General features: G+C 70.8%; 14 protein-coding genes. 6 read left to right on the top strand and 8 right to left on the bottom strand.

The window, feature by feature from the left end:
* Positions 1-8: 8 nt before the first annotated feature.
* Positions 9-881: an NAD(+) diphosphatase gene (gene nudC / locus ABOD76_RS19950; RefSeq protein WP_350243699.1), complete on the top strand. Its 873-nt coding sequence runs from the start codon at positions 9-11 to the stop codon at positions 879-881.
* A gap of 35 nt (positions 882-916) precedes the next feature.
* Here nudC and ABOD76_RS19945 read toward each other — a convergent pair whose 3' ends face one another.
* The gene (locus ABOD76_RS19945) at positions 917-1,906 is read right to left on the bottom strand and encodes a GNAT family N-acetyltransferase (protein ID WP_350243698.1); all 990 of its coding nucleotides are present in this window, start codon (positions 1,904-1,906) and stop codon (positions 917-919) included.
* A gap of 160 nt (positions 1,907-2,066) precedes the next feature.
* Between ABOD76_RS19945 and ABOD76_RS19940 the strand changes: the two genes are divergently transcribed.
* Positions 2,067-2,900, top strand: a complete 834-nt coding sequence (locus tag ABOD76_RS19940; RefSeq protein ID WP_350243697.1) for an alpha/beta hydrolase — start codon at positions 2,067-2,069, stop codon at positions 2,898-2,900.
* 10 nt (positions 2,901-2,910) lie between these two features.
* Here the strand turns inward: ABOD76_RS19940 and ABOD76_RS19935 are convergent, their stop codons facing one another.
* The 7 genes from ABOD76_RS19935 to pyrR all read right to left on the bottom strand — a co-directional run bounded on the left by ABOD76_RS19935 (position 2,911) and on the right by pyrR (position 8,303).
* Positions 2,911-3,687 (bottom strand): glycine-rich domain-containing protein, encoded by a 777-nt coding sequence (locus tag ABOD76_RS19935; protein WP_350243696.1) that lies wholly within the window; start codon positions 3,685-3,687, stop codon positions 2,911-2,913.
* A gap of 63 nt (positions 3,688-3,750) precedes the next feature.
* Positions 3,751-4,248, bottom strand: a complete 498-nt coding sequence (locus ABOD76_RS19930) for a hypothetical protein (protein WP_350243695.1) — start codon at positions 4,246-4,248, stop codon at positions 3,751-3,753.
* A gap of 131 nt (positions 4,249-4,379) precedes the next feature.
* On the bottom strand, positions 4,380-4,715 hold the full coding sequence (locus ABOD76_RS19925) for a hypothetical protein (RefSeq protein WP_350243694.1): 336 nt from the start codon (positions 4,713-4,715) through the stop codon (positions 4,380-4,382).
* Between the two features lie 247 nt (positions 4,716-4,962).
* Positions 4,963-6,210, bottom strand: a complete 1,248-nt coding sequence (locus tag ABOD76_RS19920; protein ID WP_350243693.1) for a dihydroorotase — start codon at positions 6,208-6,210, stop codon at positions 4,963-4,965.
* On the bottom strand, positions 6,198-6,821 hold the full coding sequence (locus ABOD76_RS19915) for a hypothetical protein (protein WP_350243692.1): 624 nt from the start codon (positions 6,819-6,821) through the stop codon (positions 6,198-6,200). Before ABOD76_RS19915 ends, ABOD76_RS19920 begins: the two co-directional genes overlap by 13 nt.
* A gap of 1 nt (position 6,822) precedes the next feature.
* The gene (locus ABOD76_RS19910; protein ID WP_350243691.1) at positions 6,823-7,764 is read right to left on the bottom strand and encodes an aspartate carbamoyltransferase catalytic subunit; all 942 of its coding nucleotides are present in this window, start codon (positions 7,762-7,764) and stop codon (positions 6,823-6,825) included.
* Positions 7,761-8,303 carry a bifunctional pyr operon transcriptional regulator/uracil phosphoribosyltransferase PyrR gene (gene pyrR, locus ABOD76_RS19905; RefSeq protein WP_350243690.1) on the bottom strand — a complete coding sequence of 181 codons (543 nt, stop codon included), beginning with the start codon at positions 8,301-8,303 and terminating at the stop codon, positions 7,761-7,763. The genes ABOD76_RS19910 and pyrR overlap by 4 nt, the downstream gene beginning before the upstream one ends.
* 271 nt (positions 8,304-8,574) lie before the next feature.
* On the opposite strand from pyrR, the gene ABOD76_RS19900 reads away from it, so the two are divergent.
* From ABOD76_RS19900 to ABOD76_RS19885, 4 genes are read left to right on the top strand one after another with little or no spacing between them, the layout of a single operon-like run.
* Positions 8,575-11,046, top strand: coding sequence for a transglycosylase domain-containing protein (locus ABOD76_RS19900; RefSeq protein ID WP_350243689.1), 2,472 nt, complete (start codon positions 8,575-8,577; stop codon positions 11,044-11,046).
* Positions 11,047-11,053: 7 nt separating this feature from the next.
* Positions 11,054-11,365, top strand: a complete 312-nt coding sequence (locus ABOD76_RS19895) for a hypothetical protein (RefSeq protein ID WP_350243688.1) — start codon at positions 11,054-11,056, stop codon at positions 11,363-11,365.
* A 38-nt stretch (positions 11,366-11,403) separates the two neighbouring features.
* Complete coding sequence (locus ABOD76_RS19890; protein ID WP_350243687.1) at positions 11,404-12,219, top strand: nitroreductase family protein; 816 nt, start codon at positions 11,404-11,406, stop codon at positions 12,217-12,219.
* A gap of 4 nt (positions 12,220-12,223) precedes the next feature.
* Positions 12,224-14,305, top strand: a complete 2,082-nt coding sequence (locus tag ABOD76_RS19885) for a S9 family peptidase (protein WP_350243686.1) — start codon at positions 12,224-12,226, stop codon at positions 14,303-14,305.
* Positions 14,306-14,307 lie beyond the last annotated feature (2 nt).

Genomic DNA, 14,307 nt, shown 5'->3' with positions numbered 1-14,307 from the left:
GTGATGCCATGACCAACGACCCGACCATGACCGACGCGGCCCTGACCGGCCAGCAGGTGGGCTTGAGCCCCTTCGACAACGGCTACGGCTTTGTGCCGGCGGTGGGCACCCCGGACCCGGACCCGGACGCGCTGTGGCTGGTCTTCCAGGGCGACCGGCTGCTGACAGTGGGGGAGACGGTGCCACCCCGGCCTGCCGAGGGCCTCACGGGCGAGGTGTACCTGGGCACCCAGCAGGGCCGGCAGGTCTGGGCCGCCCGCATGACCGGCGACGCGCCGGCGGACCAGCGCTTCTCGCGGCTGCGTGGGCTGTACGGCAAGCTGCCGGACTGGCTGTGGATGCTGGGCGGGTACGCCTACCAGATCGTGGAATGGGACCGCACCCACCACTACTGCGGCAACTGCGCCACGCCCACCGAGCGCGACCCGAACGAGCGGGCGCGCCGCTGCCCCAACTGCGGGCTGTCGGTGTACCCGCGGCTGGCCCCCGCCGTGATGGTGCTGCTGACCCGCGTGGGGCCGCAGGGCCAGCCGCAGGTGCTGCTGTGCCGCTCGCCGCTGTTCCCGCCGGGCATGTACAGCGCCAACGCCGGCTTCGTGGAACCGGGGGAGACGGTGGAACATGCTGCCCACCGCGAGATGTACGAGGAAACCGGGCTCAGCATCCGGGACCTGCGCTACTTCGACAGCCAGCCGTGGCCGTTCCCGCACAGCCTGATGCTCGCCTACACCGCCGAGTATGCCGGCGGCGAGATCGTGCCGCAGCCGGGTGAGATCGAGGAGGCGCGCTGGTTCGACCACAACAACCTGCCGCAGCTGCCGGGGCGGGCCAGCATCTCGCGCCGCCTGATCGAGTCGGTGGTGGGGCCGCAGCCGGACTGACCGCGTCCGGGGTTCCGCTGCGACCCCGGCCCGGTTCAGCCGGGCATCGCCACCCACAGGAACGCGCCGACGTCGGTGCGTCCGCCGCGTTCGGCGCTCCGCCGGGCCGGCAGGTTGTCGTGGTGGATGGTGCCGAACAGCGTGTCGCCGGATTCGGCCGGCAGCCGGTCGAGCAGGTGGCGGCCCACCGCCGGCCCCAGGCCCTGCCCCCGGTGAGCCGCGTCCAGGAACATCTCGGTCACCACAAAGCCGCTCACGCCCTGCTCCGATGAACGGCACGCCGCCACCACGCCGGCCCAGGCCCCGTCCACCCGCACCTCAAAGACCAGGCCCTCCTGACGCAGCTCCTCCAGGTCCTCCTCCGCCTCGGCGTGGGTGAACTCACGGTGGGACGGGTTGGCGGCGAACAGCGCCTCATACGCCTGGACATACTGCGGATAAAAGCCCATGTCCGGCGGCACCTGCAGCTGCACCCGGGCGTGGAAGGCTGGTAGTGGACGGGCGCGCAGTTCGGTCACCGGCGCGGCCAGCAGATGGTGGTCCCAGTGCGAGCCGGGCGGCAGGGCGCTGAGGTCAATCGGCACCCCGGCCGGCACAAACAGGCGCAGGTGCCGGGGCCGGAACGCCTCAAACTCCTGCCGCAGCAACGCAGCGGCCTCGGTCAGGCCCGCCTCGTCCGGCAGGCGGGTGGTGGCTGCCGCCGTCACGAAAGGCCGCGCCAGGTCCATCCCCCGGAAGCGGATGCCGACCAGGGCGGTGCCCAGCGGCGGCACGGTGAGGATACGGTTCTTGTAGGCCGAGTCGTGGTCCACACCCTCAACCGGCGCGTGCTGCCGGTACAGGGCGGCCAGGGCGTCGCTGGAGCGCCGCTCCAGCTCCGGGTGCAGGTCCTCGCGCAACGTGGCACGCAGCTGGTCCGGGGAGAACCAGCGGCTCAGCATCGGGGCGGCCTGGGCGAGTCGGGCCTCGGTCAACAGGTCAAGCAGGCCCGCTTCATCGGCGGGCAGGGGGACAGCAGTCGGCACAGGTGCACTCCTTGATGGCAAATGAGGGCGGTGGGGCGGGTCAGGGAAACGGGATGTGCGTGAACCATACGACCTCCTTCGCCATCCAGAGCGGCATTCAGCTGCGTCCTGTGTGGCCAGAGCAGCGTAACACGGCCGTGCCGGGCGCTACACTGCCCGCATGACCACATCCCAGGCGGCCCAGGCCGCGAGCTGGCCCTTGGACCTGCCGGTGCAGACCTTCGTGTGGCCGGCGGAGCAGCCGCGCGCGTCCCTCCTGCTGGCGCACGGTTTCGGGGAGTACAGCGAACGGTATGCCCGCCTGATCCGACAGCTGAACACCGCCGGTTACAGCGTATACGGTTATGACCACCGGGGCCACGGCCGCAGCCAGGGCCGGCGGGCAGTGGTGGACGTGCGGCAGCTGGTGCAGGACCACATCGCGGCGCGTGCGGCGCTGGCGGGCGTGGTGCAGGGCCCGCTCTTCGCCTTCGGGCACAGCCTGGGCGGGCTGGTCACGGCCGCCTCGCTGCTGCAGGACCCGCGCGGGGTGGCGGGCGCGGTGCTGTCCAGCCCGGCGCTGCTGGTGGGCGTCAACGAACCGGCGTGGCTCAAGCAGGTGGGCCGCGTGCTGGCCCGTATCGCGCCGGGGATGGCCATCACCGAGCTGCCCACCGCCGGCCTGTCCCGGCTGGCCGAGGAGGTCAGCGCCTATGAACAGGACCCGCAGATGTACCACGGCCGGGTGCCGGCCCTGACGGCCATCAGCATGCTGCGCGTCTCGGAGGGGCTATGGCCCGGCGTGTCCCGCTGGCGGCTGCCGACCCTGATCGTGCACGGCGACGCCGATCAGCTGACCGACGTGAACGGCTCGCGCCGCTTCTACGCGGGCATCAGTAGCCTCGACAAGACCTACCACGAGGAACCGGGCGGATATCACGAGCTGTTCAACGACACGGTGCGCGACGACATCACGGCGCGGCTGCTCGGGTGGCTGGACGCCCACACCGCCTGAGGCCTGGTCCTCAGCTGCTGCCGCAGCTGGACCCGCAACTGGACGAGCCGCAACTGCTGCCTCCATCCGAGCTGCTCCCCGAATCGTGGCCGCCCCCGTGGTGACCGCCGTCATGGCTGCCGTGGTGATGGTGATGACCGGACGCGTCGGCTGTCCCGTCGCTTCCCCACAGCCAGATCGGCCCGTCCCAGTCGGCCAGGGCACGGCGGGCCCGCCGCAGGGGCCGTGAAGCCAGCAGCACCAGCACGACGCCGAAGACCAGCACGGCCACCGCGATGTGGTGACCGCTCAGCGCAAAGGCCAGCCCGCCGGCGAGCAGCCCGAGCAGCACCTGCAGGCTGGACACGCTGCCACGCACGGCCGGAGCCGGAACCGCCGCCTGTGGGCGCGGAGCGGGCCACACCTCCACCGGGGCCGGCTGCCCGAAGGTGTCCGCGTACAGCTGCAGGGTGGCCTCGTACTGCCGGGCGAAGGTGAAGGCCTCGTCCGCCGTACCCGTGCCCGGCTCGTGATGCAGCGGCCGGCCCAGCACCTCGCCGCACAGCCGCTCCCAGTAGTCGCGGGTGAAGGTCAGGTGGGTGTGCCACACCTCGTCCACCGGGCCGGACGGCGTGACCGGCTGAGCGGACGTGGCCGCCAGATAAACAAAGCGGCGGTACTCCACGAGCACCGCCTGGGTCCGTGCGGAGGACCACCCCTGTTCCGACTGCAGCCGCATCACGAAGGCAGGCGGGAACACATACTGTTCGAGCTGTGCGAGGAGAGCGGGATGATGGATGCCGTTCATGGAGACCTCCTGGTGAGTTCCTGACATCTGTCACCAGTGTGATCCGCCATCTTCAGCTGTGTGTCAGCTGAACAGGTCGCGCTTGGGCAGCGGAGCCGGCTCGGGTTTGGTCGCCTCAGGCGTCGCCGGACGGCAGGGGCGCAGGTCCTCGCGGTACTCGTCCAGGGTGGTCTGAGAACTGCACTGGGCCGGGTGAACGTGCAGGGTGCGGCGCCACTGGCCCGGCTGCTGGTCATCGATCAGCACCTGCGGCTTGGGCAGGAACGCCTGGAAGCATTCGGCCACGCCGCAGGCCTCCGCACACTGCCGGGCGTGCGCCGCGCCACCAGAACTCCAGCAGTACAGCTCAGCGCCCTGGCGGTACAGCGCCTTGATCTGCCGGATCACGGCCGGGATGGGAATCTGCCGCTGACCGTAGTCGCGCAGCATCGTCTCGTCCACATCCACATAGACGGCCAGCGGCACGGGGCAGGGCTGTTCAGGTTGAGGAGGTTCAGCCTGCGGGTCCACCGTCTCGGTGTCGGCCAGCCAGGCAGGAACGGCGACAGAGGCATCGTTCATAACCCATTTAGCTTACTCCTCCTGCAGCCGCGCTTGGCAGTCTGGATCACCATAGGAAACGGCATTCCACCGGACTATGAAGCTTTCAGAGCAAGTGCTCAGGAGCTGGTCAGCTGGCTGTGAGGCCCCAGTCATCTCTGTGCTTGGCGGTGTGCTGATGCCGTCCACCCGCTCAGCTGAAGCTGGGTGTGCAGAGGCTGTGCGGGGTGACCGCTCAGGCCATAGCTGTTCAGCAATGTTTGCTGGACTTCCGGGGAGAGCACGACCGGCCTCGTCAGGTTCAGCCGCGTACCAGGCAGGGCCGTCAGAGGAGCCGAAGGCGCGGGCTGGTCTGGCAGCAGGCCGGCCAGATGGTCCGGGCTGTGGGCCACCACGGTCAGCTGCCCACCGGGAGCCAGCACCTGCCAGCATTCGGCCAGCACCTGCGCGGGGTCACGCATGTGCGCGAGGGCCCGGACCAGATACACCCGGTCGAAGCTGGCATCGCCAAACGGCGACCGGTGTGCATCTTGGCCCTGCTGCTCGTCGAGCAGCTCACGTCGTCCGAGGGGCCCGCGGGCGGCGGTTCGGGCGGCCTGCTGACCGAACCGCCGCCCACGTCCAGCACGGCCGCCTCCACCGGCACCGGCAGGGCGTCCAGCAGAGGGGCGAAAGGCCAGCGCTGGCCCAGCACCTGCGAGAGCAGGCGATCACGCTGCGCCAGCGGCGTGGTGCTCACTGTCGCTGGTAGGCCACCTGCCCGTTCACAAGCGTCAGCAGCGGCCAGCCGCGCAGCGGCTGACCCGCCCAGGGCGAGAACTTCGCCTTGCTCCGGAAGGTGGCGGGGTCCACCGGACGCTCGGTGTTCAGGTCCAGCACCACCAGATCGGCGGGCTGCCCCGGCTCCAGGCCCGGCTCTGGCCAGCCCATCACGCGGGCCGCGCCGCCCGTGAACAGGTCCAGCAGTTTCTCCAGCCCCAGCTGCTCGCCGAACCGCGTCCACAGCAGCGGGAACGCCACCTCGATGCTCGGAATGCCGAAGGGGGCGCTCAGCAGGTCCTGCTCCTTCTCGGCGCGGGTGTGGGGGGCGTGGTCGGTGGCGAGGCAGTCCACCGTGCCGTCCAGCAGGCCCTGCAGCAGGTAGTCGGCGTCCACCTGGGTGCGGAGCGGCGGGGCCACCTTGTACATCGCGTCGAAGCCGCGCAGCGCCTCGTCGGTGAGCGTCAGGTGGTGCGGGCAGACCTCGCACGTGACCGGCACGCCGCGCCGCTTGCCCTCGCGCACCAGATCCAGGGCGCGGGCGGTGGAGAGGTGCTGGATGTGCAGCCGCGCCCCGGTCAGCGCCGCGATCTCGATGTCGCGGGCCACCCGCGCTGCCTCTGCTGCGCCGGGGTTGCCCGGCAGGCCCAGCTCCTCACTGACCACGCCCTCGTTCATCACGCCGCCCTGCCGCAGCGAGGCGTCCTCAGCGTGCACGCTCACCACCATGCCCAGGCTGCCGGCGTACTCCAGGCCCAGCCGCAACACCCGGGCGTCCTCGTTGGTGCGCCCGTCGTCGGTGAACATGGCCGCGCCCGCTTCCTTCAGGGTGGCCAGCTCGGCCAGCTGCTCGCCCAGCTGCCCCCGGGTCAGGGCGGCGGCGGGGCGCAGGCGGGCGAAGCCCAGGCGGTTCGCCTTCTCGATCAGGGCGCGGACGGTGGCGGGGTCGTCCACCACCGGTGAGGTGTTGGGCATGCTGACCACCGTGCCGTAGCCGCCGGCCGCCGCCGCCGCGAGGCCGCTTTCCAGGTCCTCCTTGACCTCCTGGCCAGGCTCGCGCAGGTGGGCGTGCAGCTCAATCAGCGCTGGAGCGACGGTGCCGCCCTGGCCGTCAATGATCTGGCCCTCCGGAGGCAGATTCCAGCCGGTGATCACGCCGTTGTCCAGCGTTACGGTTTCGGGGGTGGTGGAGCCGGGGCGGCGAATGTTGGTCAGGGTGAGCATGTGGAGTAACCCTCCTCGTAGAACGTGCAGGTCAGACTGTGGAGCGTCGGAAGCTGCTGGCTTTTGAAGTCGTGCACCGTGAAGCCGTCGAAGAAGAACCGGAGGCCGGTGGTGGTCTGGACCGTCAGGAGCGTGCGGCCCTGGCGGAACTCCACCGAACAGCGTTGCAGAGGCAGCTGCGACTCGAAGAAGAGGAAGCAGTCCTGTGGGTGAGGTTGTTGCAGGGTCCGGACGGCTTCGAAGTACCGGATCTCTTTCCGGAAGCCCGCCAGCACCCGGTCCCGCTCGGTCTTGGGGACGGGGGCGCCCGGTCCGTCACTGAGCACGTAGGCGCCACCACCACCAGCAAGCTCCACCCCGATCACCACGCTCTGGCCCTGCTGGTCCATCACGCAGGTTCTGAGGGCCAGCCCAGGGGGGCGCCTCACGCTCCGGTGACCGTTCAGGCAGCTGACCGGGCTGGAGGTGCCGAGCGGGTGAACGCCCAGGTCGTTGAACAGGGCGTCTGTGTAGCGGTTGAGCAGCTCACCCACGTCGGAGGCGGGTCCGCCCCCGGCCGTCACGGTGCCGCCGGTCAGCGCGGCCATCACGGCGGCCGTCCGGACCCTCATGTCAGCCGCGCCCCACCAGCAGGTGATACAGCACGCTCATGCGCACGGCCTGACCGTTCTCGACCTGCTTCAGCACCCGGCTGCGCGGGCCGTCGGCGGTGTCGGCGCTGATCTCCAGGTCGCGGTTCATGGGCCCTGGGTGCAGCACGATGGCGCCGGTTTCGGCCCGCTCCATCAGCCGCTCATTCACCTGATAGTCGCGGATGTACTCCTGTAGGCTCCCCAGGTAGCCGGCGTCCATGCGCTCGGTCTGCAGCCGCAGCGCCATCACGGCGTGCGCGCCCTTCACCGCCTGCTGCGCGTCGGTGGTGAGCGTGGCGCCCAGGCTGGCCAGCTCGCGCGGCAGCAGGGTGGCCGGGCCGCACAGCACCACCTCGGCGCCCAGCCGGGTCAGCAGTTCGGCATTGCTGCGCGCCACCCGCGAGTGCCGCACGTCCCCGATGATCGCCACCCGCCGGCCCTTCAGGTCACCGTACTCCTGCCGGATGGTGTAGGCGTCCAGCAGTGCCTGGGTGGGGTGCGCCCGGCGCCCGTCTCCGGCGTTGATGGTGGGCTTGCCACTGAAGCGCGCCACCTGATGCGCCGCGCCCGAGGCCGGATGCCGCACCACGTAGGCGTCCACCTTGTAGCTGGTGAGCGTCTCGATGGTGTCGCGCAGAGACTCGCCCTTGCTCAGGCTGCTGCTGCCCGCCGCGAAGCTCACCACGTCGGCGCTCATGCGGCGGGCGGCCAGTTCGAAGCTGATGCGGGTGCGGGTGCTGTTCTCGAAGAAGGCGGTGCAGACGGTCAGGCCCTGCAGTGCCGGGACCTTCTTCACCGGCCGGTCCAGCACCTGCAGCATGGTGTCGGCATTGTCCAGAATGGCGTTCAGGCGCCCTTCGCTCCAGCCCTGGAAGTCCAGCAGGTGCCGGGGGCGCGGCTCGGCCACCACCTGGGCGCTCACGAGGACAGCTCCCACAGTTCCACCGCGTCCAGCCCGTCGGTTTCTTCCAGCTTGACCTTGACCACCTCGCTGCGGGAGGTCGGCAGGTTCTTGCCCACGTAGTCGGCCCGGATCGGCAGTTCACGGTGGCCCCGGTCCACCAGCACCGCCAGCTGGATGCTCTGCGGCCGACCCAGGTCGATCAGGGCGTCCAGCGCGGCCCGCACGGTACGGCCGGTGTACAGCACGTCGTCCACCAGAATCACCCGGCGGCCCTGCATGTCGAAGTTCAGCTGCGTCTCGCGGATCAGCGGCTGGTGGGCGATCTCCGAGAGATCGTCGCGGTAGAGCGTGATGTCGAGGCGGCCCAGCGGAATCTCCACCCCTTCCAGCTCGTGCAGTTTGGCGGCCAGCCGGGCGGCCAGCGGAATGCCGCGCGTGTGGATGCCCACCAGCGCCAGTCCCTCGGCGCCCTTGTTGCGCTCCAGAATCTCGTGCGCGATGCGGGTCAGGGCGCGGCGCAGCTCATCGGCCGACAGGATCGAGGCCTTGGCGTTCATGCCGGCCTCTGCACGTCAAAAAAAAGGCCGTCCGGGCGAGTCCGGCGGCAGTCGGGTCCAGCGCTGTAGCGTGTCATGGTGCTCCTTCTCCTGCCTCACAGGGCGGGCGCAGCCTCACGGGACTGCCGAAAAGGACGTGGGTTTCAGGGAACGCGCTCAGGCGTCACGGGAGTATAGCGCAGCGGCGGCGGCCCTCATGCCGCATCAGAAACGCCGGGTATGCTGAGGGCAGAACGCTGATGACCCATCCCCCCACCTGTACCGGCCCGGCATGCGCCTGATCACCAATCTGTTCAAAACCCTGCTGATCCTGGTGCTGCTGGCCGGCGTGGGGGTGCTGGGCATGCTGCTGCTGTGGCAGCAGGACCTGCGGCGGGTGGACGACCTGAACGTGCTGGAGTACGGCGGCAAGGCCACGGTGGTGGACGCCGGCGGCAGGGTGATCGGCGCGCTGACGCCGTCGCTGTCCAGCGGCGCGCGGGTCAACCGCGACCTGCTGCGCGCCGACCAGTTCAGCCCGTGGCTCGGCAAGGCCGTGGTCACCAGTGAGGACCGCCGCTTCTATGAGCATCACGGGGTGGACCCGATGGGCATCGCGCGGGCGCTGCTGCGGAGCGCCAGCGGCAGCCTGGAGGGCGGCAGCACCATCACGCAGCAGGTGGTCCGCAGCACCCTGCTGGAAGACATCAAGGATGAGCGCACCCCGGCGCGCAAGCTCAAGGAAGCGCTGCTGGCGCTGCAGGTGGAGCGCCGCTTCACCAAGCAGGAGATCCTGACCGCCTACCTGAACGTGGTGTACTGGGGCGTGGGCCGCACCGACCTGCTGGGCGCGCAGGACGCGGCCCGGGCCTACTTCGGGATCGCGCCCTCGCAGCTGAACCTGGCCCAGAGCGTCTACCTGACGACCCTGCTGCCGAACGCCCGGCGCTACAACAATTACGTCGCCTACCGCCCGCTGATGCGCAGCATCCTGAACCGCATGGTCGAGGACGGCCGCGCCACCAAGGCGCAGGCCGACGCCGCCTGGCGCTACCCGCTGCAGCCGGTGGGCTGGCGGGTGCGCTACGACGGCAAGGGCAACATCGTCTCGGCGCGCCTCGTCAATCCGGACGCCAAGCGGCTCAGCGCGCCGGCCCCGCAGGTGCGCTTCGCGGACGGCTTTCTGGACGCAGTGGAGCGCGACCTCGCGGACCGGCTGGGCCGCAAGGTGCTGTACCAGTCGGACGTGACGGTCTACACCACGATGAACCGCGCGGCGCAGCAGGCGGCCGAGGCGGCCAGCAAGTCGGCGTCACTGCCGAATGGAGCGACGCTGGGGCTGGCGCTGCTGGACCCGAAGAATGGCGACGTGCAGGCGCTGGTGGGCCAGAAGCTGGGCGACGGGGTGCTGGAGGAGTGGAACAATGCCACCCGCGCGCGCCGGCAGGTGGGCAGCAGCATCAAGCCGCTGCTGTACACGCTGGCCCTGGCGAAGGGCTGGACCCAGGCCGACACGCTGCGGGACGCCCCACTGGACGGCGACTATCAGCCGCAGAACTACAGCGGCACCTACACCGGCGGGCCGGTCACGCTGCGCTACGCCCTGGACCACAGCCTGAACTTGCCCACCGTGCGGCTGGCACAGCAGCTGGGCCTGAACAGCTTCGAGAGCCGGCTGCGTGAGCTGGGCCTGTCGCCCAACCCCGACACCGGCCTGCCGCTCGCCATCGGCGCGCTGGAGGCCAGCCCGCTGCAGATGGCGGCCGCCTACGCCCCCTTCGCCAACGGCGGCCTGTACTACGCGCCGCGCCTGATCACCCGGGTGGTGCAGGGCGGCCACACGCTGCTCACGGTGCCGGCCAGCAGCGGCAAGCGCGTCTGGGACGCCCAGACCGCGTGGCTGGGCCTGGACATGATCCGGGGTGTGGTCAACGACCTGACGCCCCGGCAGGGCGGGCTCGGCTGGCGGGCCCGCATCGAGGGGCGCGAGGTGGGCGGCAAGACCGGCACCACCAACGACGTGCGCGACCTGTGGTTCGCGGGCGTCACGCCGGAACTGGCCGGTGCGGTGTGGGTGGGCCGCAGCGACAACGCCCCGCTGCCGCAGAACAGCTACAGCGGCGACGTGGCCGCGCCGGTGTGGCAGCAGGCGGTGGCCGGCGCGCTGCAGGGACAGCCGGCGGCCCAGTTCCAGCCGCCGGACCAGATTGAGTACCGGCGGGTGCGCGGCATCCAGATGGCCTTCAAGGCCGGACAGGACCAGGGCGGCATCGGCAGCTTCTTCCGCCGCGATCCGCAGCCGCAGGCCACGCCCCCGGCGCAGGAGCAGGCGGCCCCGGAGCCGCAGCCGCAGGACACCACCACCTCGGACAGCCCCCAGCCGGACGTGAACGAGATTCCCGCGCTGCCCCCCACCGACCCGGCGCCCGAGGACACCACCAGCGCCGACCCGGCCACGCCCCCGGCCGATCCTGCCCCGACAGACCCCACCCCGACGGAGCCGGTCCCGGCCGATTCGGGCGCCACCGACCCGGTGCCCGCCGCCGACCCGACCCCGGACCCAGCCCAGGACCCCACCCTGACGCCCATTCCGGACGGGACCGATTCCGGCGGCCTGACGGACCCCAGCGACATCCAGCCGCTCCCGGACTCCGGCACCGACGATCCGAACACCACCCAGGACCCCTCCGGCGGGGCCACGCTCGACACCACCGACCCCGGTACGGTCGCGCCGGACGGCACCTTCACCCCGCCGGGGCAGTAGGCGCGGCGTGTACCACCTCGCGCTGGGCCTCACGCTGCTGCTGCTGGCCACGCTGCTGCTGCTGGGCCTCAGCCTGCAGCTCGGCTGGCGGCGCGATCAGGCGCGCTGGCCGCACCACGCGCTGTACTTCGCGGTGTGTGCCGGCACTGTACTGACCGGCCTGCTTGCCCTGCTGGGCCACCAGCGCTGGTGGCCCTACCCGCCGCTGCTGCTGCTACTGCTCGGCATGGCGCGTACCCGCCCGGGGCGGGCTGGACACTGGCGGCTGGCCGGCCTGATCGCGCTGCTGTACGTGGGCGCGGCCGTTTGGGTGTGGTGAGTACGGGGCGCAGCGGCCCTGCCTGCTACCCTGCCGGTATGGACCTGATCGATGGCATTCTCAGCCGCCGCACCACCAACGGGCCGTTCCGCCCGGAACCGGTGAGCCGCGAGCATCAGCACCTGCTGATGCGGGTGGCGGCGTCGGCCCCGAGCCATTTCAATTCCCAGCCGTGGCGCTTCGTGCTGATCGAGAACCCGGACACCATCGCGCAGGTGGCGGAGATTTCCGGTCAGAGCATGCAGCAGCTGATCGAGCAGGGCGTGTTCTTCGAGCGCTACCGCCGCTACTTCCGCTTCTCGGAAACGGAGATGGACCAGCGCCGCGACGGCATCTACATCGACCACCTGCCGGGGCCGCTGCGCCCTTTCACCCGGCAGGTGTTCAGCGACGCGGGCCTGAACCTGATGCGGCGGCTGGGCGTGCCGGCCCGGCTGGGCGAGGACAACCGCAAGCTGGTGGCCGGCAGTCCGCTGCTGCTGGCGGTGCTGCTGGACCGGGCCGAGTACCGCCCCGGCGAGCTGAGCGCCTTTTACAGTGTGTTCGGCATGGGCGGCGCGGTGGTGAACATCTGGAACGTGGTGGGCAGCCTGGGCATGGGCATCCAGTTCGTGAGCACGCCGATGGAGATCCCCGAGCAGTGGCAGCGCCTGCGCGACCTGCTGCGGGTGCCGGCCACCCTGGAGCTGATGGCGGTGTACCGGCTCGGCTACCTGCCCGGCACCGACCGGCGGCCCACCATCGACTGGAGCAGCCGCCACCGCAAACGCCTGTCGCAGTACGTGTTCCGCGAGACCTGCGCCACGCCGGAACGGGACGCGGCCGACATGGTCCAGGCGGACCCGGTAGGCTGAGCGTATGACGCCACCCATTCCGCCTCAGGCCCCCCGCGACCGGATCACTCACCGCGAGCACGACCTGGAACGCCCGGACGACTACCACTGGCTGCGCACCGACGGTAAGCAGGGCGAACGGGTGCTGGCCTACCTTACGGCCGAGAACGACCACCTGGCGGAGGTGATGGCCCCGCACGCGCCGCTGGTGGACCGCATCACCGCTGAGCTGCGCTCCCACATCCAGGAGCGGGACGAGCAGCCGCCGATCCGGGAGGGCGAGTGGCTGTACAGCACCCGCACCGACGAGGGGCAGGCGCACCCGGTGTTCGTGCGGCGGCGGGCGGACACGCCGGACGCGCCGCCTGAGGTGGTGCTGGACCTCAACGAGCTGAAGGCGCGCGAGGGCCACCAGAACGTGTGGGTCTACCTCACCCGGCCCAGCCCCGACGGCCGCTCCTGGGCCTACCTGCTCGACACCACCGGGCAGGAGGTGTTTGAGCTGCGGGTGCTGAACACGCAGACGGGCGAGCTGCTGGAAGCGCCGCTGCCGGGCGTGTCCGGCTGGACGCTGGCCTGGAGCGCCGACGGCCGCCAGCTGTTCTACGTCACGGAAGACGAGACGCAGCGGCCCTCCCGGCTCTGGCGCCACCGCCTGGGACAGCCGGCCTCTGAGGACACCCTGCTGGTGCAGGAGGACGATCCCACTTTCCGGCTGGTGGTGAAGAAGAGCGCGAACGGCGAGACGCTGCTGGTGGGCAGCTCGGCCAGCCTCAGCACCGAGTGGCAGGTGCTGGAGACTGGCGATGCCGACGCCCAGCCCCGGCTGCTGCTGCCGCGCGAGCCGCAGGTGGAGACCATGCTGGAAGACGGCGGCGACCACTGGCTGGTGCTCACCAACCAGGGTGGCGCGCGGGAGTTCTGGGTGGTGCGCCTGCCCAAGACCGCCAGCGGACCGCTGGACTGGAACACTGCTCAGGACGTGCTGCCGCACGATGAGCAGCGCTACCTGACCGGGATGCGGCTGTTTGCTGGTCACCTGCTGCTCAGCGGGCGCGAGGAGGGCTTTTCGCAGCTGTGGGTGCTGCCCCGCACGGGGGGCGGCTACGGCGAGGCCCGGCGGGTGACGTTTCCGGAGGCCAGCCATACGGTGCAGCCGGGCAGCAACCGCGTCTTTGATACCGCCCAGGCACGGGTGCTGTACAGCAGCCTGACGCAGCCGCTGGAACACCTGGACCTGGACCTGAACACGCTGCAGACCACGCTGGTCAAGGCCACCCCGGTGCCCGACTATGACCCGGCCCAGTACGTGGCCGAGCAGCGCTGGATGACGGCCCCGGACGGTGAGCAGGTGCCGGTCAGTCTGGTGCGCCGCCGCGACACCGCGCTGCCGGCCCCCACGCTGCTGTACGGCTACGGCAGCTACGGCTTTCCGGTGGACCCTTCGTTCAGCGCGTCACGGCTGCCGCTGCTGGACCGCGGCTGGGTGTGGGCCATTGCGCACATCCGGGGCGGCAGCGAGCGCGGGCGGCGCTGGTACGACGCGGGCCGCCTGGAGCACAAGATGAACACCTTCACCGACTTCATCGCGGTGGGGGAGGGGCTGATCCGGGAGGGCGTGACGCTGCCGGGACGGCTGGCGGCCATGGGGCGCAGCGCCGGCGGCCTGCTGATGGGCGCGGTGGTGAACCTGCGCCCGGACCTGTTCGGCGCGGCGTTCGTGGGGGTGCCGTTCGTGGACGTGCTGAGTACCATGCTGGACGCCAGCATTCCGCTGACCACCAGCGAGTACGACGAGTGGGGCAACCCGCAGGAGCGGCGCTGGTACGACGTGATGGCCCAGTACAGCCCCTACGACAACCTGAAGGCGGGCGTGTACCCCCACCTGTTCATCTCCGGCGGCCTGAACGATCCGCGGGTGGCGTACTGGGAGCCGGCCAAGTACGCAGCCAGACTGCGGACCCTGGCCCAGCCAGGCAGCGGCACCATCGTGCTCAAGACCAACATGGGGGCCGGGCACGGCGGCAGCAGCGGGCGCTTCGACGCCCTGCGCGAGACGGCCGAGGAGTACGCCTTCCTGCTGAGCGTGCTGGGCGACGGGGCCTGAGC

The organism is Deinococcus sonorensis KR-87 (assembly GCF_040256395.1).
GTDB lineage: Bacteria > Deinococcota > Deinococci > Deinococcales > Deinococcaceae > Deinococcus > Deinococcus sonorensis.
Note: the sequence above shows the minus strand (reverse complement) of the source record. Positions and strands in the feature narration are given on the sequence as shown.

Coding starts and splice junctions, on each gene's coding strand:
- nudC (WP_350243699.1), top strand. CDS start 9: ATGACCAACGACCCGACCATGACCGACGCGGCCCTGACCGGCCAGCAG.
- ABOD76_RS19940 (WP_350243697.1), top strand. CDS start 2,067: ATGACCACATCCCAGGCGGCCCAGGCCGCGAGCTGGCCCTTGGACCTG.
- ABOD76_RS19935 (WP_350243696.1), bottom strand. CDS start 3,687: ATGAACGGCATCCATCATCCCGCTCTCCTCGCACAGCTCGAACAGTAT.
- ABOD76_RS19930 (WP_350243695.1), bottom strand. CDS start 4,248: ATGAACGATGCCTCTGTCGCCGTTCCTGCCTGGCTGGCCGACACCGAG.
- ABOD76_RS19920 (WP_350243693.1), bottom strand. CDS start 6,210: ATGCTCACCCTGACCAACATTCGCCGCCCCGGCTCCACCACCCCCGAA.
- ABOD76_RS19915 (WP_350243692.1), bottom strand. CDS start 6,821: ATGAGGGTCCGGACGGCCGCCGTGATGGCCGCGCTGACCGGCGGCACC.
- pyrR (WP_350243690.1), bottom strand. CDS start 8,303: ATGAACGCCAAGGCCTCGATCCTGTCGGCCGATGAGCTGCGCCGCGCC.
- ABOD76_RS19900 (WP_350243689.1), top strand. CDS start 8,575: ATGCGCCTGATCACCAATCTGTTCAAAACCCTGCTGATCCTGGTGCTG.
- ABOD76_RS19890 (WP_350243687.1), top strand. CDS start 11,404: ATGGACCTGATCGATGGCATTCTCAGCCGCCGCACCACCAACGGGCCG.
- ABOD76_RS19885 (WP_350243686.1), top strand. CDS start 12,224: ATGACGCCACCCATTCCGCCTCAGGCCCCCCGCGACCGGATCACTCAC.